The organism is Wolbachia endosymbiont of Ostrinia scapulalis, from assembly GCF_023559145.1.
Lineage (GTDB): Bacteria > Pseudomonadota > Alphaproteobacteria > Rickettsiales > Anaplasmataceae > Wolbachia.
On sequence record NZ_CP096926.1, the window covers coordinates 277217 to 299217 of the forward strand.

General features: G+C 33.8%; 14 protein-coding genes, 1 tRNA gene and 1 pseudogene. 8 read left to right on the forward strand and 8 right to left on the reverse strand.

Annotation, left to right across the window (positions count from 1 at the left end):
- Positions 1–11: 11 nt before the first annotated feature.
- Complete coding sequence (locus M1L26_RS01435) at positions 12–503, reverse strand: Smr/MutS family protein (protein WP_250120281.1); 492 nt, start codon at positions 501–503, stop codon at positions 12–14.
- Between the two features lie 92 nt (positions 504–595).
- Here M1L26_RS01435 and rlmB point away from each other — a divergent pair, with 92 nt between their 5' ends.
- A complete protein-coding gene (gene rlmB, locus M1L26_RS01440) occupies positions 596–1363 on the forward strand; it encodes a 23S rRNA (guanosine(2251)-2'-O)-methyltransferase RlmB (protein WP_250120282.1) in 768 nt (255 codons plus the stop codon).
- Positions 1364–1660: 297 nt separating this feature from the next.
- Here rlmB and M1L26_RS01445 read toward each other — a convergent pair whose 3' ends face one another.
- Both M1L26_RS01445 and M1L26_RS01450 read right to left on the reverse strand, forming a co-directional pair.
- Complete coding sequence (locus M1L26_RS01445) at positions 1661–3046, reverse strand: collagen-like protein (RefSeq protein ID WP_250120283.1); 1386 nt, start codon at positions 3044–3046, stop codon at positions 1661–1663.
- Positions 3047–3384: 338 nt separating this feature from the next.
- Positions 3385–6739, reverse strand: a pseudogene (locus tag M1L26_RS01450) (peptidase M2).
- A gap of 529 nt (positions 6740–7268) precedes the next feature.
- Here M1L26_RS01450 and M1L26_RS01460 point away from each other — a divergent pair.
- The 3 genes from M1L26_RS01460 (at position 7269) to M1L26_RS01470 (ending at position 10202) form a co-directional block, all read left to right on the forward strand.
- A tRNA-Val gene (locus tag M1L26_RS01460) sits at positions 7269–7341 on the forward strand.
- 28 nt (positions 7342–7369) lie between these two features.
- Positions 7370–8266 carry a cation diffusion facilitator family transporter gene (locus M1L26_RS01465; protein WP_250120286.1) on the forward strand — a complete coding sequence of 299 codons (897 nt, stop codon included), beginning with the start codon at positions 7370–7372 and terminating at the stop codon, positions 8264–8266.
- A 55-nt stretch (positions 8267–8321) separates the two neighbouring features.
- Positions 8322–10202 (forward strand): hypothetical protein, encoded by a 1881-nt coding sequence (locus M1L26_RS01470; protein WP_250120287.1) that lies wholly within the window; start codon positions 8322–8324, stop codon positions 10200–10202.
- On the opposite strand, the gene plsY is transcribed toward M1L26_RS01470, so the two are convergent.
- The 5 genes from plsY to M1L26_RS01495 all read right to left on the reverse strand — a co-directional run bounded on the left by plsY (position 10197) and on the right by M1L26_RS01495 (position 15297).
- Entirely contained in the window at positions 10197–10772 is a 576-nt protein-coding gene (gene plsY / locus M1L26_RS01475; RefSeq protein ID WP_250120288.1) for a glycerol-3-phosphate 1-O-acyltransferase PlsY, read from the reverse strand. The two genes, M1L26_RS01470 and plsY, sit on opposite strands and share 6 nt — an antisense overlap.
- Before the next feature lie 237 nt (positions 10773–11009).
- On the reverse strand, positions 11010–12476 hold the full coding sequence (locus tag M1L26_RS01480; protein ID WP_250120289.1) for an alanine/glycine:cation symporter family protein: 1467 nt from the start codon (positions 12474–12476) through the stop codon (positions 11010–11012).
- A 2-nt stretch (positions 12477–12478) separates the two neighbouring features.
- Positions 12479–13813 (reverse strand): alanine/glycine:cation symporter family protein, encoded by a 1335-nt coding sequence (locus M1L26_RS01485; protein ID WP_250120290.1) that lies wholly within the window; start codon positions 13811–13813, stop codon positions 12479–12481.
- Between the two features lie 8 nt (positions 13814–13821).
- Positions 13822–14607 carry a CDP-alcohol phosphatidyltransferase family protein gene (locus M1L26_RS01490; protein WP_211907791.1) on the reverse strand — a complete coding sequence of 262 codons (786 nt, stop codon included), beginning with the start codon at positions 14605–14607 and terminating at the stop codon, positions 13822–13824.
- Positions 14608–14613: 6 nt separating this feature from the next.
- Complete coding sequence (locus tag M1L26_RS01495) at positions 14614–15297, reverse strand: phosphatidylserine decarboxylase (RefSeq protein ID WP_211907793.1); 684 nt, start codon at positions 15295–15297, stop codon at positions 14614–14616.
- A 234-nt stretch (positions 15298–15531) separates the two neighbouring features.
- On the opposite strand from M1L26_RS01495, the gene M1L26_RS01500 reads away from it, so the two are divergent.
- From M1L26_RS01500 to gatA, 4 genes are all read left to right on the forward strand, one after another.
- Positions 15532–16398 carry an ankyrin repeat domain-containing protein gene (locus tag M1L26_RS01500; protein WP_250120291.1) on the forward strand — a complete coding sequence of 289 codons (867 nt, stop codon included), beginning with the start codon at positions 15532–15534 and terminating at the stop codon, positions 16396–16398.
- A 77-nt stretch (positions 16399–16475) separates the two neighbouring features.
- Positions 16476–17708: a hypothetical protein gene (locus tag M1L26_RS01505; RefSeq protein WP_250120292.1), complete on the forward strand. Its 1233-nt coding sequence runs from the start codon at positions 16476–16478 to the stop codon at positions 17706–17708.
- A 222-nt stretch (positions 17709–17930) separates the two neighbouring features.
- The gene (gene gyrB, locus M1L26_RS01510) at positions 17931–20303 is read left to right on the forward strand and encodes a DNA topoisomerase (ATP-hydrolyzing) subunit B (RefSeq protein ID WP_211907796.1); all 2373 of its coding nucleotides are present in this window, start codon (positions 17931–17933) and stop codon (positions 20301–20303) included.
- Positions 20304–20503: 200 nt separating this feature from the next.
- Positions 20504–21970: an Asp-tRNA(Asn)/Glu-tRNA(Gln) amidotransferase subunit GatA gene (gene gatA, locus M1L26_RS01515; protein WP_211907797.1), complete on the forward strand. Its 1467-nt coding sequence runs from the start codon at positions 20504–20506 to the stop codon at positions 21968–21970.
- Positions 21971–22001: the final 31 nt, after the last annotated feature.

The window sequence follows — 22001 nt, forward strand, 5'->3', positions numbered from 1 at the left end:
GTACTCTAAAATTAACCTTTATTTCTTCTTAATAAGACATAAAAAGCTCCTTTGCCACCATGTTTTTTTATTGCTTGCTGATAGTATAAGATCATATTCCGAACTTTTGTGTCATTCAACCACTTATTTAAGCTATTCTTTATAGTGTCTATTTTATCTGTACGATTACCATGCCCCGTAATTACCAATAAGCACCTATTCCCTGCTTGATAATTTTTGATAATAAAATCTATCAATTTACAATAAGCATTATCTATACTATAGCCGTGCAAATCGAGTTTATCGCTTATAAAATATTTGCCCCTATCGATCTTTAATTTTGTATTGTAGTCAAGACAAAATGATGAATCACCATTATCAGTATTAAGAAAATTTTCTTGTAAACTAGAGGCACCTTTATCAATCATAGATTTTATATTTACTTTGTGATCAACTTTCAAAGTAACTTTTCCACATTCTATTGGCTTAACATTTTTTTGCCAATCTAACTCATCATCTGACATAAATTCATTAATTGAACTGCATAATTTTACAACAATATATAAACACAGTAAAATATTGCTTACTCTATAAAAATCTGATTTTTAATAATGAGATGAAATCATCAAAAGCTAATGAAAACTGTTGGATATATGGAAAGCACACTTGTATTTCAGCATTAAGAAACAAAAATAGGCGGTGTATAGAACTGTTAGTAACAGAAAATTTCTACAGAGAATTTGAGAAAGAAATTAAACAATATGCAGATAGTAAGGGCATTAAAGCTCGACTGGTAGAGAACAAAATGTTCAATGATGTTTTACCCAAAGGTGTAAATCACCAAGGAATTGCTTTAAAAGTTACTCCTATTTTTCACAGCTTAAATATTGAAGAAATAGCTGAAAGATCAGGTGAAAACTCTACTATAGTCATTTTAGATCAAATTACTGATACACACAATATAGGGTCGATTTTAAGAACCTCAGCTTGTTTCAACATTGATGCATTGGTTTTACCGTATCACCATTCACCAAGCGAAAATGCATCTATCGCAAAAACAGCAAGTGGCGCATTAGACATTGTTCCTCTAATATACGTTACAAACATAGTAAAGACGATGGAGTCTTTAAAAAAGATAGGCTACTGGTGTTATGGGTTTGATTGCAATGCAAAGGAAAATATAGATGAAATAAAGAATTTTGGGCAAAAAAGAGTAATTGTTTTTGGTTCTGAAGAGAAAGGAATGCGGAGATTAGTGAAAGAAAGTTGTGATTATCTTTTAAAAATCCCAATGTCAAACGTAATTGATAGCCTAAATGTTTCAAATGCAGCAGCAATAGGACTATATTCCATCTACATTAAAACAAAAATCACTGCAAATTAGTTGCAATGAAAAATATACTTCTTGCCTGCTATCAAGACCGTTGGAATCTAGAAAAAAGAATGCCATTTTAGCTTCACATGCACAGCTGGAAGATGTCATCCCAGTGCATGACACTGGGATCCAGTTAAATTTACGAGTATAAAAGTAATCAACGTTTCTTATGATGGAAAAATGGATTCCAGTGTCTGGGCACTGGCATGACATCTTCCTACAGAATAATGTTCGTACAGCTGTGTATCACATGCTGGAATGACAACAGTGAATGACATAGCGAGATATCATCTACTGGCACTTACATTACCAATCCCAAGAAAGTGGTGCACTTGGATCTATTGGAATCTCGAAGGATGGCTGTGACATTACTGTCTTTACAGCTGCTTGAAATTCTGGGTCTTGAGAACTTACTTGAATTTTGTTATTAGCTTGAAAAACTGCGTTTTTTGCTAGCTCGGTGGCTACATCTTCAGGCGTTGGTTTTAATCCTTTATCAGCTAAGAAATCTTTTGCTATCTTTTCACTACCTTTAGCACCATATACTTTATCGGTAGCTTTATCATCTGCAACCCTATCCAAAGCTTCACCAAGTTCATTTATTAAGATTGATTTTTGGCCATCTTTAGCAGGAAGAATAGCTTTTGCAAAAGCTTTTTGATTTGCTTCTGTAAGGTTGGAAGCATCAATTTTAGCAAAACTAGTATCTACTGTGCCTTTAGTGTAAACCTTCTTAGTATCATCAGTACCAACTGTTGCAAGAGCAGGAACTAGAATATCCACAACAGCTTGTTCTGCAACTTTTGTTGCAAGATCTGTAGTTTTAACAAATGCAGTGTCAGCAGCTGTTTTAGTGTAAACTTCATCAGCTGGAGCAGCTTTAATATATACCTTATTTGTAAAATCAGAAGAAGCAGTTATAGCATCGACAACGGCTTTTTCTGCAGCTTTTTCTGAAAGTTCTGTAGCCTTAACGAATGCAGTATTAGCATCAGTTTTAGTGTAAACTTCATCAGCTGGAGCAGCTTTAATATATACCTTATTTGTAAAATCAGAAGAAGCAGTTATAGCATCGACAACAGGTTTTGCTGCAACTTTTGTTGCAAGATCTGTAGTTTTAACAAATGCAGTATCAGCAGCTGTTTTAGTGTAAACTTCATCAGCTGGAGCAGCTTTAATATATACCTTATTTGTAAAATCAGAAGAAGCAGTTATAGCATCGACAACAGGTTTTGCTGCAACTTTTGTTGCAAGATCTGCAGTTTTAACAAAACTAGTATCTACTGTGCCTTTAGTGTAAACCTTCTTAGTATCATCAGTACCAACTGTTGCAAGAGCAGGAACTAGAATATCCACAACAGCTTGTTCTGCAACTTTTGTTGCAAGATCTGTAGTTTTAACAAATGCAGTGTCAGCAGCTGTTTTAGTGTAAACTTCATCAGCTGGAGCAGCTTTAATATATACCTTATTTGTAAAATCAGAAGAAGCAGTTATAGCATCGACAACAGGTTTTGCTGCAACTTTTGTTGCAAGATCTGTAGTTTTAACAAATGCAGTATCAGTAGCTATTTTAGTGTAAACTTCATCAGCTGGAGCAGCTTTAATATATACCTTGTCATTAAATCCTTGTAATGCCATTAGGGCTGTTATAAAACCAGCATCGTCTGCTGCATCTTTTATTGTAGTAGTCATATCACCCTCTGTTAATTATAAAAACCATAATGTGCATGAAAATAATATAAATTCCGTAAATACTAGATTTTGCATAAAATTCCCTTTAGGCTTTTTGCTTCAGAATTCTTCTCTTGTGATCTAAGTATGTAGCAGACGATGTTATCCTAGTAGCCCCTTTGGTGTCATTACAGTGCGTGACACTGGAATCCATTTTTCCATCATAAGAAACGTTGATTACTTTTATACTTGCAAATTTAACTGGATGCCAGTGTCTGAGCACTGGTATGACACCATCATAAGGTGAACCAGTGTCAGCTACTTGAATGACAAGAAGAGGGCAGGGCCCTCCTTGTATATTAGATATAGGCTGAGTTATGATCGTGATAAACGTGATCGCTTGCGCAGTCGAACATTTTCACAAAACCATTCTCTAGATAGAGATTATATTCATGATGTTGATCTAATAACTCAAAGTTATCTTGTGTTTCTAAGCTGAAGTGACTTGAATCTGATAGCAATTCGTAATTTGGATTATCTATTTTACTAATGCTGCTTATTATTTTGCCATTACCATTTGATATAGCCAAACTATAACTATCACCATCCTTCATTATTTTGATGGATACCTTATCTTCAGGTAACACTATAAGCTTTTTCGTATCACTATCGTGAATTAGAAATTTGCCATCTTTAAAGTAATACTTGTCTTCCGGCAAAGCGCCAACCTTATAATCTGATGTGTGCAGTTTGTTCCAAAAATCTAACACAGATTGCTTATCTGCTCCTTCTGCTCTATTATACAAGGCTTTCACATCATTATAATCTATGATTACATTTGCCTTATGCTTTCCTTCTACATCTCTATCATAGCTCTTTTCTATTTTCAAGATTGTGTCTTTCAACACTACCTGCTCTTTCTCCTCCACTGAAGCTGACCTTTTTGCCCTTGTTGGAATTTGTGGTTGATCAGACTGTATTTCACTATTGTCGTTTGATACAGTTCTCTCTTCAGCAACAACATTAGTAGTACTATGGCTCATGTTAACCTCTGTCTTAGTTTCACTTACTTGCCCTTTTGGACTTTCGGTTTGTTTCTCTTTTGTGAATATTCTCTGATAGTCCGTGTAGTCTCTGTTAGTATCGCCGATATCGCCACTGCCTTGATCAAAAGTTATTTTTTTACTTCCACTTCCCATATCCTCAATTTCAACTTGAGGAGAAACAGATGCTAGGAAATCGTTATAACTGTAGTTATAATCAGCAGAAAAGAATATTTTTCCTTTGAAGTTATGGAAATTATTAGATAACATTCCAATTTCTTCATCAGTATCACCATCAAATAGTTTTACTTTAGTGAAATATCTTTGATTGTTGATTCTCACTATTTCACCACTCGAGTTTCTTTGTATCTGATAATCATTTGGATCATGTTTAATGGTAAAAAGTTTACCAGAGGCATATTTTTCTAAGTTTATAAGGCCCACATTTATATGTTTATGAGAATAATCTCTCTTTTCATATTCATGTGCAAATACTGGGTCAATATATTTGTATTCGTCTGGTATGCTACTGTATTCTCTTCCTTCAGAATCAGATGGTGCTAATTTATATTGTCCATCTTTTTCCACCAATTTTAGGTGAGTAACATTGCCTGGCAATTGAAACCTTACGTTTTTTCCATGATCATGAATGAACAAGTTACTTTCATTTATAACTTCACCTCTTTCATTTTTCATCTCTTCAGTGATATAGAAGCCCATATTTTTGAATGCATGTAGATTTTCGCCTCCTTGCTTTATAACCGCTTCGTATACATCGTCGTCTGTTCTATCAGTCCCTTTATCATCCAATAATGTTCCTTTTTCTACGATTACGCCGCTTTCTCTTTGCTCATCAGAATATTGAGCATGCTTTGAATCCTGATGATTTAGAATTTTGGTCCCTCTAAGAAGCAGAGAATCTAAATCTTTTTGAATGTGTCCAGTGCTAGGATGCAACAATTCATTTTCATGTAAATGTGCTTCATCAAAGTATTCATCACGTTCAACTGTTCTGCCATCTATCAGAGAAGCTTTATAATGACCGTTTTCTTTTGTAATTGCCATATAAGCACCTCCATCATATTGAGTATTCAAGTTATGCAATATGTCCTCAAAAACAAAAGTTTCTTTAGTTTGACCTTCAACTTGCTTAAAAAAGCCCGATTCGCTCGACAACTCTCCAAGCTTTGTATTCCCATCATATATAGATAGTGCACCCATATCTCCGTGACCAAGAGCTTGCATAGAAAAAATCTTGCCTTCTTGTAGATCAATATGATTTGTACCTCTTATCAAGTTTGGATCGATATTGACCAGCTCTCCTAATATTTTTGCTGCCTGAGGATTATTTTCAATCTCATCAACTGTTTTGTTTTTTAGTTGATCAAACTTTAAGAATGCTGGTCTGTATTTTGTATTTTCCTCATTACGTAACTCTTCAATAGTAATCTCTCCTTTATGATATTTTTGATACATTTCACCACGTTCTTTATTCAAATTATCGAATTTATCTGCCTCACTCTTAATTTTTGTATCATATTTTGATAATATTCTAAAAGCCTGATTTTTATACTCTTGACTGTTTTTATATTCATTACCTTGTTGGTCAGAGTAAGTTAGTTTATCCTGTCCATCAGGAGTTTTTACTACCTTTAAAAAATGATATTCCTTTGATATATCGAGGTTATCATTTGTTGCCCTATTAATAGCACGAGCAACATCATAAAATGCAACATGTTCTACAGGAGAAAAACTTCCAACGTTTTCTCCATCTATTTTTTCTATATTTGCTTTATAATACGGATACATCTTTAATTTCTCCACCCACGATTTCTTGACCAGTTGCTATAAAATCTCCTTTTGTAACTTGCAAAGCGTTGAGATGTTCCATTGCAGTTTCTGTATCATTTTCAGCAAGCCAACTTTTGAAGTCAGCATCATGTCCTTTTATGTCTTTCAAGAAACTTTTTGATTCATCTGAGTTACCTTGACGTAAAGCATCTAGGTAGTCTCTTAATAAACTAGGATCTTTTTCCTGTAAGTACATTATCAACGCATGACCAGTTTTATACACTAAACTGTTTTCTTCACCATTGGCTGAGTATTGTAAATTTAAAATTCCACCTAGATCCAAATTTGCGGCTTCAGTTTTATCAATGCTTGACCCTTGAGCATTGAACTTGTGATCTGAATGATGTTCAAAGTAATCTGCAATTCCCTCCATTAATACTGTAGGTAGAGATTTTCCTCCTGTAGCCAAGTAAGTTAAACCATGTGCAAATTCATGCTGAAGGTTATGAACGCCACCTTGCTGATAGACATACATCTCAGCAAAAATATCAGCTTCTCCTTTGTAGTAACATTTACCACCTTCATCTCCAAGGTAAGAACCAAAACGTTCGCTTCCACCAAGGTGAGTGTAATCAGCCTTATCATCAAACACATAAATTTTGAACGTTTGTTCTGAGCTACCAGGCTCCAGCTTAAATGCATCTTTAAAATTAGTAGCTGTTTCTCTTATCTCACTTTCAATGTGAGCAACTTTACTTGCTCTTAAATTATGAGAATAAACTTCTACTTTAATATTTAAATCTTTAACTTCTATGATATGCTTATTGTTAAAGTATTCTTCTTTAGTTATATTTTTATTTATTTGTTGATTGATTGTCATAATTCTAACCTCTAATTTATTAGCCTTTACAATATCAAGCATAAAGTGACTCATCTGAAAAAAACGTAAATTCTCATATTGGTATAATTTATATCTTAATAAAAAAGTATAGATAGTTAACTTAATATGTAACATTTAGAATGTGGCTAAAATTCTATAGCTAACCTTAGGTGGCTGCTAACAAGTAACGGAATTATAAATATTAAGAAATTTATCAATTTTAAAAAAGGCAAAAAAATCCCTATGTAGTGAGTTTTAATAATGTAAATTGATAATGTGCTAACAAGCGCGATTTGGCTGAATGTAGAAAAATAAAAAAAGCCGCTATAATTTTATGTAATTTGCCAATAAATATCTGAGTTTTTTACTGAATTTTTGTTGTTAAATCTGCAGAGATTAAAAACAAGGATAAATACTCTTATTGATATGATAAGGAAAGTGGGAAGGTTTGTCAAGGAGTTTCATTCAGCAAGAAGTCTAAAAGCAAATTGACTTTCATTTCACTGAAGCACTATACTAAGGTTAAGATGGGTAATTAGCTCAGTTGGTAGAGCACTTGCTTGACGTGCAAGGGGTCGCTGGTTCGAGCCCAGTGTTACCCACGTTTTTTTGCTCATAAAAAGATTTTATATGACAGCAGTGCACAATGGCAAACACTCAATAGCAGAGTCCAAGCGCTTAATTTATTCCATAATAATAGTTGCAATAACAATGCTTATGGAGATAGTAGGTGGAGTAATTTCACACTCGCTTGCTCTGTTATCAGATGCAGGGCATATGCTCACTGATCTTTTTGCCTTGATTTTAAGCTGGGTAGCGCACAAATTTTCAGCTAAGAAATCTGATTTACAGAGGTCATATGGGTATCACAGATTGCAGATAATTGCAGCATTTGTTAATGGTTTAACTCTATTTTTCATTGCAGCGGTCATTATAATTGAATCAATAAAGAGATTCATTTGTCCGGTCAATGTTGAATGGAAAGTAATGCTAATAATTGCCACACTTGGCCTGATCTCTAACATTATAGTCTTTTTTATATTACATAGTAAATGCGAAAGTAATATAAACATAAAAAGTGCTGTATTGCATGTTATCGGAGATATTTTAGGTTCTGTAGCTGCTATACTTGCATCCATAATTATCATGTTTACCGGATGGCAAATAGTGGACCCTATTTTGTCAGTATTTGTCAGTGTAATAATCTTAAACAGTGGCTATAAAATTCTCAAGAATTCTTGCCATATACTCCTTGAAGGTACACCTGAGAGTGTATCTGCTGAGGAGATAAAAAGTGAGATTGTATCTAAGTTACCTGAAGTGATAGATGTGCATCATATACATGCATGGTCACTATCTGATAATTATTTTATACTTACTATGCATGCCAAGATAAAGCAAAATGGACAACACACTAATATTTTGTATGAGATAAAAAAAATACTATTAAATAGGTTCGAAATTGCGCACTCTACAGTTGAAATTGAATACGATGAGTGCGTAGACAGTAAAATACTTAAGCATTGACATCTATAGGCTATTTGTTATTACTACAATATCATAATATTATAGAGAGTAGGCTATGATAGGTATTTCCCAAATACAATTTCCTGGAAAGGATTCTTACAGATTAAAGACAGCAAGTTACTTCGCAGCTTTTGTTTCTTTAAGCATTTTAGTTAATCCTGCCAATGTCTTTTTATCTTTTGCCACATTGTTTTTTAGATCTGAAATAAAAACTTTTTACGTTTATAAAGACATAAAAGCTGCAAAGCAGGAAAAAATAAGTAAAAAGGAATATTGGGAAATATTTTTTGAGAAAAATAAAATTAAGATAGCATCTTTCCTTTTATTTTTTGCTTCTGTAACATATCTAACTTTTACGATTACTTTTCTACTTGTTTCGTTACTTGCAACAATACCACTTGCAATGGTTTTAATTCTATTACAAAGTGAATTAAGGCCAAAGGATTTTAATCCATTTACGTTACTCAAATCTGCTATAAGTTTCTTTTTAGAAGGCATAAAAGAAAATACTCGCAGTATGACAAATAAGTTTGATGGTACTTATGAGCATTTACTGCCCCATCAATTGAATGACGATATTAGTAATAATATTGGTAAGTTAATACGCAAATATGATCCAGTACCAGAAGACGCTATTAATAATGAGGGATTTAAAGAATTTATTGAATATATAAATCACTTACATATGCTTGATGGCCAACCATTTAGTAATGAGAATAAGGGAAAATTAGTAATGTTTTTGCAAGATTTTTGCAAAGGTAATGAGAAACATAGCTCTGGCTTCACTGGTGGACAAATTCTTCTGTTAGTTCTTAGAGCCTGCAATGATGGAGATAGAGAAGCTGTAAAAAATAAAAAAGACGCGTTGATTGCAAATTTACTAGATAGCCAAACTTTCTCTAGAAAAGAACGAATTCCTAACACATGTTTTACTGGTGTTATCTACAGAATGTTAAGTACATTAGAGGGTATTCATTCCGATCCAGAGATTAAGTTTACACCACCTAGACAAATGCTCCTTACAGAAGCAGAAAATCAAGCACGTAAGTTTATGTTAGACAGGCTAAAAAATAAGAAAAACAGTAAAGAAATTCTTAGGGCTTGGCATAACGCCCAAAATAATTATGAAGATGATAAAAGTCAAAAAGTAGTTGATGATTTTATTGCAGAAGTAAGTATTCCCTTAATGAGAAATTTACTGAGTTTTACTTCTCAATATAGTGAACAAATTGTACTGACGTTAATGAAAAATATTAACTCTGTAAAGTTAAATAAATTAGAGCATTCTAAATTGAATCAATACATAAGAAATAAATTACAAGATCATGATTTAGATAATCAAATTGAAAATATCAAAGGAAAAGTCTTTTTGAAGCTTTTAAAGTGTGATTTACTTAAAACAGATTTTTCTCTCCAGGATTCATCTTTGGATGAAGCTAAGAGAATAGCTGATAAGGTAATAGAGAAAGAAATTAAGGAATTTAGGCTAAAAGCTGAGAAGACGGTTGAAGGTCAAGTGGACAGAATGTTAGATAGTTTAAGAATGTTACCACTAGAGAAAAGGTGTTATAGGGTATACACAGAACTGAGTAAAAATAGCAGAGACGATAAAGAAGAAATAAAGAAAATTCTACAAGAAAAGCTAGCAATAACAGAAGCAGTGATAAATAACATGTTAAAAAAAGAAGCTTCACACAGGCTAGAGATAGAGATTGAAGATATTTATAATCAAAATAAGCGCAATGTAACCACACTTTATGAACAAATACAAGAAGTGAAGCAAAGATTCATTGAAGATGAATTTTTAATACCTCAAGAATTAGAGAGTATAACAAGAGTAAAAATTACAATCTTAAATAAAGAAGATAAAATAATACCATCAAGCAGTTTATCTCGTAGTTTAAGTGTCAGTGATTTAACATCTCATCGCTTATAAAAACTTATGCTCTCTGCCTTGCAGAAGATTTGCAATATTTTTGTAATGCTTCAAGAAAATTAATATCGCTACAGTGAGTAGTATAAGGAATAACTCCTTTTGAAAAAAGAAAGATGCTATAACAGCTGCTGCAGTAGCAGCCAAGGAAGCAAGAGAGGAGTACCGAAAGATAAAAAATACTATTAGCCATACAAGTACAAATGCTAATGCTATAGAAATGTTAAGTGCTATCAAAGCTCCCAAAGTTATTGCAACCCCTTTTCCTCCATTGAACCTTAGCCAAATAGGAAACATATGCCCTAGAACTGCTAAAATTGCAGATACATATATATAAAAATCGTTATTATCATAAAATTGTTGTGCTGTATAAACCGCGACAAATCCTTTCAAAGAGTCTAAAAATAATGCGAGGACAGCAAGTCTCTTATTTCCTGTTCTTGCAACATTTGTAGCACCAATGTTTCCTGAACCTACTTCTCTTAAATTTATACCATTTATTTTTGCAATAATTAAGCTAAACGGTATTGAACCTAGTATGTAGGATAATATAAGAATTATATATTTCTCCATTATTCTAGCATCCTCTCTCTTGTCATCCCAGTGCGTGACACTGGGATCCAGCGAACTTTATTCGCAAACGAATTTAGTAGATAAATATAAAATTTTACATTAAAATATAACACTACGGTGGAACTATATGCAAAATAGATCCCAGTGTCACGCACTGGGATGACAAAAGGGAGTTTTGCTATGAAAAGAAGATGGTACTGGAATGACATCTGTTGTTGTACCTTCATATGCCAGAATTTAATTAATTTTATTATTCCTTAGCCTTTTTAGATAACATTGGACTTCATTGTTAATCTGATTGCTAAACAGTATAAGTGCTGTCATATTGATGAGTGCTAAACAAGAGAATAAAGCCCCACCAATATTAGCAATAGCCATTATATCTTTAGACAAACCTGACAAAAATGCAACTACCACCACCGCTATACGATATATTACTACACTTTTTACACCAAACAAATACAGCCATCCCATTTCACAACAATATACAAATGAAATTACTGAGGAAAAGGCAAACAAAGGAGCAGCGATGGTTAAAAGTATAGGAAACCAAGAAGAAACTGTTTCAAATGCTTTTTGGGTGATCAATATTCCCTCGCCAATGCCGGTCTGGTATGCACCTGTTATTACTATTGTTATTCCTGTCAAGCAACAAATTAACATTGTATCAAAGCATGGTTCTATCATCGCAACCAGCCCAGTTCTAACTGGCTCCTCATCTTTAGCTACCGCGTGAGTGATTGCAGCAGAACCAACACCTGCTTCACTGGCAAAAATTGCTCTTTGAATTCCAGCAACAAATGCTCCTACTACTCCTCCACCAACAGCATTGAAGTCTATCATACTTGAAAACAATATTTTTAATGTATTGCTAAAATTGTGAATATTGAATGCAATAATCGTGAAACAACTCAAAATATATATGAGTGACATAATAGGCACCAGCGCAGAAGAGACTTTAGCTATTCTCCTGATTCCACCGATAATCACTAGAGCAAGTAATGTAGAAATTATGGAAGAGAGAAACCAAGGATGACCATCTATCCAATTTGAATAGCCAGATAATATTGAAACCATTTGGTTAGTCTGAAATGCCACACTTCCACCAAGACCTGATAATACAAAAAACACTGCATATATTGCAGCTAGGACAATACCAAGTTTCTTGAATCCAAATTTCTCTAGTCCATTTCTTATATATTGAAAGGGACCACTGAATAACTGCTCCTGGTCTTCTGTTCTGTGTCTGAATGCTAAAGTTACTTCAGCAAACTTTGCAGACATACCAAAAAAACCTGTAATCATCATCCAAGGTACCGCTCCTGGCCCTCCCACTGAAATTGCGATTGCAACACCAGCAACAGTTCCAAGACCTACTGTGCTTGACAGCGCGGTTACAAATGCCTGAAAATGCGTAATGTGACCATCATGATGATCTGTGTCATATTTTCCACATAAAATAGCGAACGCATGCTTAAACATCCTTATGTTGAGAAATCTAAAACGTAGTGTTAGAAATATATAACCAAAGGCCAATAAAAGAATTATAAATGGTACGTGAAAGATCTTGAAAAACAACACTTCATTCATGAAGTTGCTTACTCCATTTAATGCAGTGTCATAACTTTTATGAAAAACTGAAGCAGCGTATACATCATTAAATGGTAGGCAAAATAACACTATATAAAGCATTCTATAAATCATGTTTAATACCTTTTGTAATAAGAATCTATTGTATTTAAGACTTCCCTTCTCAGTAGATATATCGCAACAGCATTTGGAATCATAAGGCACATAAACAGGCTATCACCTAAATAAGATATAAATTCTATATTTTTTGATATACAGCTGATATACACTGAACCCACTATAAAAAACTGAAACAATATCAGTACTTTTTTGTTACCAAATAAGTACACTAGGGCAACTTCACAGTAGTAATAGTAAGCTATTATTGTGGAAAATGCAAAGGAAAACATTATCAGCGGAAGAGCTAGCTTGCTAAATAAAGGTAAGGCTGTTGAAAATGCTGAGCTAACTAACGTAATATCACCTACGGTATTAGTGATATGCATATCGGTAATAATTATCACAATACCAGTCAAAAATGAGACTAATATTGTGTCTACAAATGGTGCAATCATTGCAACACTTCCAACTTTAACTGGGTCTTTCTCTTTTACAATCGAATGTGCTATAGCTGCTGTTCCAGTACCTGCTTCATTAGCAAACACTGACCTTCTTACCCCTGCTATTAATCCACTCAATACTCCACCTCCTATAGCTGATTTGTTAAAGATATCTTGAAATATTATAGATAGAGCATTCAGTAGATTATTTCCGTTTACACAGATTAAATATATACACATGCCTATATATAACATTATCATGATCGGTCCTAAACCTGTTGCAACTAAAGCAATTCGCTTTATTCCTCCCAGTATTACAATTAATACAAATAGCGAGATAATAACAGATGTGTTGTATTCAAATAAGTTACTTGACAACGCTGTAATTTGATTTGCCTGAAATGGTATGCCGCCTAGAATCATTGCAACAAGCAGCATAACTGCGTAGATAAATGCAAGGAATTTGCCAGTCTTCATAAATCCAATCTTTGCAAATCCATGTTCCATATAATAAAAAGCCCCACCAGTTGTGTTTTCAGAGCGATGAGTAAATGCAAGCACTACTTCAGCAAATTTTATTGACATGCCAAGTACCCCGGTAATTATCATCCAAAAAACTGCACTTGGCCCCCCTATTGTAATAGCTATTGCAACTCCTGATATTGTTCCAAGACCAACTGTTCCTGAAATTACCGTTGCAAATGCCTGAATGTGGGTGATTATGCCGTTATTATTATGGCTCTCTAGGTTGAATAGTGTTTGTATCCCATATTTGAACAACCTAAAGTTAATGAATTTGAATCGAATCGTACAAAAAACCCCAGTTGCAATTACCCAAATAATTATAAATGGTATGTTGAATATCTTTATATATAAAAAAGAGTTTAATAGATCAGTTACTTTTATAATCATGCTGCTCACTATTTTTTATATAGCTGGCTAGTTTTATATGCGTAATGTATATAAAGTCCGGTACTTATTGGAATAGTCAAGATATAAACTGCACCTAAAATTGGTAGTGTTATCCAGGGCTTACTTATAAAAAATATGATCAATATTCCAAAAAATGACACAAATATATAGGATAAACTTTTAGGGACATAAATGTATTTTGCAGAGAAAGTTGGAATATGACTTATCGAAAAAAATGAGATGGTCAAAAAGTAACAAGCTGTATTCTTTACGTTAAAAAATTGCTCTATAAGAAGTAGATATTCACTTTCATGAGATTGAAAGGTAATAATTATTGGTAACAGAGCGAGTAAAGCACATACAGGAGCTGGAACACCGGAAAAGAAAAATTTTTTCCAGTATAATTGCTCTAAATGTAGCGAAACATTGAATCTTGCAAGTCTTATTGATATGCAGATTACATATATCATTACTAAAATCCATCCTACAACTTTAATTTCATTTAACTTCCAAAAATATAAAAGAAAAGCAGGTGCTGAACCAAAATTTAGAAAATCTGCAAAAGAATCGAGTTGTGCTCCAAAATCGCTAGTTGATTTTAAAATTCTGGCTATCCTGCCGTCCATTCCATCTATTATTGCTGCAATGATAATAAAAATTGCTGAAAATTCCCATTGTTCATTAAATGTGAATTTAAGTGAAGTAAGGCCAGCACATAAACCTAATAAAGTTATAAAGTTTGGGAATAACTTGGTAATAGGTAAAAATTTACTGTTACTTTCATCGTTATTCATATAACATCATATAACATCAAAAGTAAGCTTCTCTTGTTTATTAAAATCTGCTATAACTGTCTCACCGCCAATAACAGTTTGTCCTTCTGAAACTCTTACTTCTATACCAATAGGAATATAAATATTTACTCTGCTACCAAATCTTATAATTCCAAATCTTTCACCTGCTTTTACGCTCTGAGATGTCCTCAAATTACAAACAATGCGGCGTGCAATAAATCCAGCTATTTGTTCCACAATGATTTCTTTTCCCTTTTCATATTCAATCACAATAATCTGCTTTTCATTTTCATTACTGGATCTATTACTCATTGCAGAAACAAACTTGCCTTTTTTATAGTTCATTTCCTTTATCGTACCAGATATTGGTATACGATTCACATGGACATTCAAAACGCTTAGAAATATGCTGACAAGTGTAAATTTCTTTTCTTCTTCATTCTCTTCTGATAAAGAGTAACTAACTTCTTCTATCTTTGAAATTACACCATCAGCAGGACTTAATATAAAGTCCTTATTGTTTGGTACAGCTCTTGCTGGATCACGAAAAAAATAGGTACATAATAACGTTGGAAATAAGCAAGTAATTCCAGCTCCCCAAGATATAGAGAATGCTATACATGTTACGATAAAGGAAACAACTATAAATAAATAACCTTCTCTGTTTATGTTAGGTAAACCAAAGCACATAATTTATTCTCGATAATTCATTATTAACAATTTATCATTTATAATTTCTCATGAAAAGCTTTTTTTCACTGCTTCACTTTTGGAATGATTATATAAGCATTTGCTTATATAATCATTGATGGGTATTAAATTTTTAATAAAAATTAAAGATTTTTAGCTATTGTTAATATTATTTTAATAGAAACTTAATAATAATTCTTAATAATGTATGAATTATTATGTTCGTAATTTCGTATGACAGGGGAAATAGAAAAAGATGAATCTCCTTCCTTATACTCTGCAATTCGGATGGGTGATATTGAAGCTACAGAGCTGCTAATAAAGTTTGGTGCAAATGTCAATGATAATTATGAACGTAATCGTACACCACTACATATTGCTATCGGGTATAAGCAGTTTGAAATAGCGAAATTGCTGATAAATAACGGAGCAAACTTTAACGCAAAAACTGGAAATCATGGCAAAGATGACTTAACACCAATGCACCTTGCAATTTTTGCAAACACGCCAGAGTTTATAGAATTGCTAGCTAGCAATGGTGCGTCAATTGATGAAAGAGAAAGCACTGAAGGACATACACCTTTTCACCTTGCTACTTTATATGGAAATAAAAGTATAATACAAGCCTTAGTTGACAAGGGACAGAATATTGAAGATATTGATAATAATGGGCGTACAGCTTTATTTTTAGCTATTAGGCAATGCACTGAAGCAAAGGATGATAGCAGAGTAGAAGTTATCGAGTATTTGATAAATAAACTCAAAGCAGACATAACGAAAAAAGATAATAATAACAACACAATACTTTTTCCTGCTGCTAATAATTGTCCTGGAAAAGTAGTGGAACTCATCATTAAACAATATATAGAAAGCTTTGGTAGAGATCGGTTGAAGAATTTTATCAACCACAAAAATAAAGCTGGAATGGATGCCTTGGATATTGCACTCAATAGTGGAAATGAAAAGGCCATTGAAGTACTTAGCTCATATGGAGCAGATATCGAGAATAAAGTAACTCCCAAGATTACTGTAGAAAAACCAAATAGTAACTTAGATGGAGCGGAAAGTATAGAAGTGGTATCCCCAATCAAACAAAAATAAAAGCAGCTCTAAATTCCTTGCTTTATTTACATTCTTTCTATAGCATGACATATTAATGTTAAAATAGGGTGTGTGTTATGTTTGCAGTTCAAAATAATAATCAACAGCAAAATAGAAATAGAGTACAGGCTTTAATAGAAAGAGTGCAAAATGCTTACAACAACACTAATAAGATTAAAAGATTCATTAATATAGTTTTATTAGTAAGTATGATTCCTTCATTTTTTCTTCTTTTACAGCTCTCTTTGTATTTATCATTAGTAAATTATTTTTTCAAACCAAGGGAAAATGAAAAAAGATTATCAGCGTGGCCAAAAAATGTTATTAGAATAACATTAAGCATTTTTTTAATTATACACATTATTAATTCCTGTGTGCTTTTGGTACTGCCTATATTGTGCTTATGGTTGCTAAACAAATCACTCATTGAAGAAATACAGCAGTTTAACGATTTAATACAACAAATTCCAGAGGAAGAAAGGCCTATTTTCTTTCAAGATTTAGCAGCCATTCCTTTTATGGCACAAACTACTCATGACCCAAGTGCAGTTGCTAGTATAAACTTGAGTGTTGATAGACTCATAGAAAAGTATAAAGAGAATTTAAGCAAAGATGAATTCTATGTACAGCTAAATAGAGGCAACACAACCGACATTGAAGAGTACATCAAACAGTCAAATGAATTTACAGAAGGCGATAAATCTCATGCACTTGAATGCTTAAGATTTATCAATAGAACAGGAGATAATTTTAAAGACAATCATAGTAAGTTAACACTAAAGCAAGCAGCTATTTTATGTTGGAAAGCCTGCAATGATAGAAATACAGGAACAGAGAATCAAAGAACTCCTTTGAATGATGAAGACATAAAAAACAGAAAAGGTATGTTTTTAAAAGGTCTTGTAGACGCTGCAACAACTTACGGTAATCAAGGTCAAAGTTGTGCAGGTGGAACATACAATAAATTATTTGAGTCTTTATCTGGCTTACATCCATCAGTGGTTATTACACTCGATGGAGAAGAGGCTAGAGTAATGATAAAAGAAACGATCACACAAAAATTCCCTGAAATGGCCAGAGCCAATTTCACCAATTTCTCTGGAACAGAACAAGAAAGGATCCGTAGCGAGTTACCAGAGTTATCATCTGAAACAGTAAGGTATATTATGACTACGCGTTCAGCTCTTGAGAGAAGGTGTCAAGAGTTCAGCAATAGATTAAACAATGATGAAAAGAATGAAATATTAGAAGAGTGTATGAGCAACTTATCCTGTGTTGAGCTAGAAAGTCCAATTGAAAGGAGAAGGTAAATTGTATTTGATTGTAGCCATTTATCTTGAAATATGAAGCAGAGTTTTGTATGATTATTTGAACTTAAGTTTATGTATTGAAATAACATGTAAAACCACTTCGTGTAGGTAGATATGTTATGTTTTATCTATATGTCAAGGATCCTTCTCTCAACTTAAAGATGTTGCTAATCAGCACATACAAATGTAATATTAATTAATATTTATAAATAAAGCAATTCCATGGAAAGTAACTACAACGCTGACGCAATAAAAATCCTAAGAGGTCTTGATGCTGTGAGAAAGCGTCCGGGTATGTATATTGGTGACACTGATGATGGATCAGGCTTGCACCATATGGTGTATGAGGTTGTTGACAATGCGATAGATGAGTCTTTGGCTGGGTATTGCAGTAAGATTGAAGTTAGCATAAATGAAGATGGTTCAGTTTCTGTAACCGACAACGGTCGTGGCATTCCAACAGACATTCACCCAGAGGAAGGGATATCAGCAGCAGAAGTGATAATGACCCAATTACATGCAGGAGGTAAATTTGACAGCAATACCTATAAGGTTTCTGGAGGATTACATGGTGTTGGAATTTCAGTTGTTAATGCGTTATCTAGTTGGCTGGAATTAACCATCTGGCGCAATAAAAAAGAACATTTTATGCGCTTTGAAGATGGTGAGTCTATTGAATCTTTAAAGGTAATTAATGAAAACACAAATAAAAGAGGAACTAGAGTAACGTTTATGCCATCAACGGGGACTTTTAGTAGTATTGATTTTAGTTACTCCACTCTTGAGAGTCGCATCAGAGAATTGGCATTTTTAAACTCAAATATTGAGATCATTTTGTGTGATCTCCGTAATAAACCACATGTAAAGTCTCATTTTAACGATAGTAAAGAGTCTGAAGATAATTTTGGTACAGCTAATTTTGTACGGTACTTAGACAAGAATAAGACACATGTTACTAAAATTGCCAGCATTAGAGATAATGTAAAAGATCTAGGTACCAGTGTAGAAATATCAATGGAGTGGAATGATTCCTACTATGAGAATATGCTATGCTTCACAAATAATATAAGACAACGGGATGGTGGTACGCATTTGGCGGGGTTTAGATCTGCACTAACCAGATGTATCAATAACTATGCAAACAATGAAGGTTTTTTGAAGAAGGCAAAAGTGAATTTGACTGGAGAAGATGTTAGAGAAGGCTTAACTTGTGTTTTATCTCTCAAGATGCCTGATCCTAAATTTTCTTCACAGACAAAAGATAAATTGGTCAGTTCTGAAGCGCGGGCAGTTGTAGAGAGCATAGTTTTTGACAAGTTGAGTACAATACTTGAAACTGACCCCAAGTTAGCAGCAAGTATAGTAGAAAGAGCGATTAGGTCAGCAAAAGGAAGAGAAGCCGCAAGAAAAGCACGAGAGTTAGTTAAAAATAAAAACAATATTAATATTGCAACTCTACCTGGAAAGCTTGCTGATTGTCAGGAAAAAGTTCCTGAGTTATCGGAATTGTTTATAGTAGAGGGTAATTCCGCAGGTGGTACTGCAAAGCAGGGACGTAATCGTAAAACACAGGCGGTACTTGCTTTAAGAGGGAAAATTCTAAACGTAGAACGTGCAGGGCTGGATCGTATTTTTTCATCTGCAGAAATTGGCTCTCTGATCACGGCAATTGGAGCTGGAATAGGGAGTGAGCACTTCGATATTGAAAAAACTAGGTATCATAAAATTATCATTATGACAGACGCAGATGTTGATGGCTCGCATATAAGAACTTTGATTCTAACTTTCTTTTTTAGACATATGCGTGAAGTAATTGAAAAAGGATATTTATACATAGCGCAGCCACCGCTCTATAAAGTTACAAAAAATGCTAAAGATACTTATATCAAAGATGATGAAACTTTTGAAGAGTATATAGTAAATTCAGCGATTAAAAAATTAACATTAAATGGTGTAGGCAAAGATTTGCGTTTCGTTTTGAATAAGTGCCTCAGTATTTCAAACATTAGCAAAAATTATGATAGGGAAATACCAAAAGATCTCTTAGAATCATTGCTAATTTTAAGCAAAAAGAATGCTCTATTGTCTGCTGATGAGATATTAAAATATTTAAAATTGATGTATAGTGAATATAATTGGGAAGTAGAAGTAAAAGATGAGGAAATTCACATTGCTAAATTGTTTCAAGGGTTAGCAGACAAATATGTATTCTCGCTTAGTATGCTTGAAAGCAAAGAAATACGGAATATATTGAGTTCTCTTGAGAACATAATTGACTTATTTAATGGTGATTCATTTTTACAGTCGCAAGAAACTGAAATAAAAATAAAGTCTCCAAGTGCACTCGCAAAAATAGTGATGGATTATGGTAAGAAAGGTTTAACTCTGCAGAGATTTAAAGGCCTTGGTGAAATGAATGCTGATCAGCTTTGGGAAACTACACTCAATCCAGAAACTAGAACTCTGTTAAAAGTTGAAATAAAAGATTGTGAGGAAGCAGATAGCATATTCTCGGTGCTAATGGGTGATATAGTTGAACCACGTCGTGACTTTATAAATAACAATGCACTTAACGTGCATGATATTGATATTTGATTTTAGAAATCTAGATATGAAGGCCCTTAGGGCTTGTGATTCCAGCATTGTGTGCCAATACAACATTTAAAACGTACTACTAATCAGTCTATTTCAGAAATCTGAATTGATCTCGATTGTATTCCTATTTTCGATCATAAATATATAGATTTTCTGCCCTACTGTTGTTATAATTAATACCTCGCTAAAATTGAATATTAATGAATGAATTGAGAAGGCTCACTATTACAGAGATGCATGATGGACTAAGGCGGGGGGATTTTTCTGCTGTTGAGCTTGTAGAGACGCATGTTAATGCAGTCGAAAATGAGCAACTGAATGCATTTGTAACAAAAACCCCAGAAATCGCGATAAAAGCTGCTAAAATAGCAGATGAATACTTTTTTAAACAAAAAGATAATATTTCATCACTTATGGGCATACCAGTTGGTGTTAAAGATTTATTCTGTACACAAGGAATAAAAACAACAGCATGCTCAAAAATGCTGGAAAATTTCATCCCTACTTATGAATCTACGGTATCTAATGTGCTTTTAAAAAGTGGAGCAGCCATGCTTGGTAAACTTAACATGGATGAATTTGCTATGGGCTCTGCGAACACAAATAGCTATTTTGGTCCTGTTAAAAATGTATGGATTAGAAAAAGTGACGGAGAAAAAGTTGTTCCTGGTGGATCATCTGGTGGATCTGCAGCATCAGTTGCTGGGTTTTTATGCGCTGGAGCATTAGGAAGCGATACTGGTGGGTCTGTACGTCAACCAGCAGCTTATTGCGGAGTAGTGGGAATAAAGCCAACTTATGGAAGGTGTTCGCGTTTTGGTATGATTGCATTTGCGAGCTCTCTTGATCAAGCAGGAGTAATTACTCGTTCCGTTTCTGATTCAGCGTTAATGCTGGAAACAATTTGTGGCTATGATGAAAAAGATTCAACATCGAGCGAAAGACCAGTTCCTAAATTCTCTAATCTTATAAATGGTGATATCAAGGGTAAGCGCATTGGTATACCAAAAGAATATAGAATGGATGGAATTTCAGAAGAAATCGTTCATCATTGGGAAAAAGTTTCTTCCAATTTAAAAGAAAATGGTGCTGAAGTTGTTGACATTACTCTGCCTCATACTAAATATGCGATACCGGTTTACTATCTAATTTGTTCTGCTGAAACTTCATCTAACCTTGCTCGCTATGATGGTGTACGTTACGGATTCAGGGTTGATGCTGATACCCTTGAAGAAATGTATTCGCTAACAAGAGCAGAAGGTTTTGGTAAAGAAGTGAAAAGGAGAATTTTAATTGGTGCTTATGCGCTTTCTTCAGGTCATTACAATGAGTATTATGAAAAAGCACAGTGCATTAGGGCATTAATTAGAAATGATTTTATAAAAGCGTTTGAAAAAATAGATTACATACTTGTGCCATCTGCTCCAACAGAAGCTTTTGGCTTAAATGAAAAGCCAGACCCGCTAATTATGTGCATCAATGATGTGTTTACCGTGCCGGCAAGCTTAGCAGGGTTACCTGCTATTTCTGTCCCTGTTGGGCTCTCAAATGAAGGCTTACCACTTGCTTTGCAAGTAATTGGAAATTATTACGATGAAGCTGGAATATTAAATATGGCAAGTGTGATAGAGCAAAATTGTGGCAGAATAGTTAATTCCCTTACGTAATATGTTTTCTTATAGTAACTATAGCATTATG